General features: G+C 26.4%; 1 protein-coding gene. It reads left to right on the top strand.

Going from position 1 to position 458, the window contains the following annotated elements:
* Positions 1 to 71: 71 nt before the first annotated feature.
* Entirely contained in the window at positions 72 to 152 is an 81-nt protein-coding gene (hld, locus tag ACK3SC_RS19035; protein ID WP_000046022.1) for a delta-hemolysin, read from the top strand.
* The last annotated feature ends 306 nt before the right edge of the window (positions 153 to 458 follow it).

Genomic DNA, 458 nt, shown 5'->3' with positions numbered 1-458 from the left:
GTGATGGAAAATAGTTGATGAGTTGTTTAATTTTAAGAATTTTTATCTTAATTAAGGAAGGAGTGATTTCAATGGCACAAGATATCATTTCAACAATCGGTGACTTAGTAAAATGGATTATCGACACAGTGAACAAATTCACTAAAAAATAAGATGAATAATTAATTACTTTCATTGTAAATTTGTTATCTTCGTATAGTACTAAAAGTATGAGTTATTAAGCCATCCCAACTTAATAACCATGTAAAATTAGCAAGTGAGTAACATTTGCTAGTAGAGTTAGTTTCCTTGGACTCAGTGCTATGTATTTTTCTTAATTATCATTACAGATAATTATTTCTAGCATGTAAGCTATCGTAAACAACATCGATTTATCATTATTTGATAAATAAAATTTTTTTCATAATTAATAACATCCCCAAAAATAGATTGAAAAAATAACTGTAAAACATTCCCTT

The sequence above is a fragment of the Haloferax sp. DFSO52 genome (assembly GCF_048158745.1).
Taxonomy (GTDB): domain Archaea; phylum Halobacteriota; class Halobacteria; order Halobacteriales; family Haloferacaceae; genus Haloferax.
The sequence above is the reverse complement of the archived record's forward strand: the minus strand, read 5'-3'. Positions and strand labels throughout refer to the sequence as shown.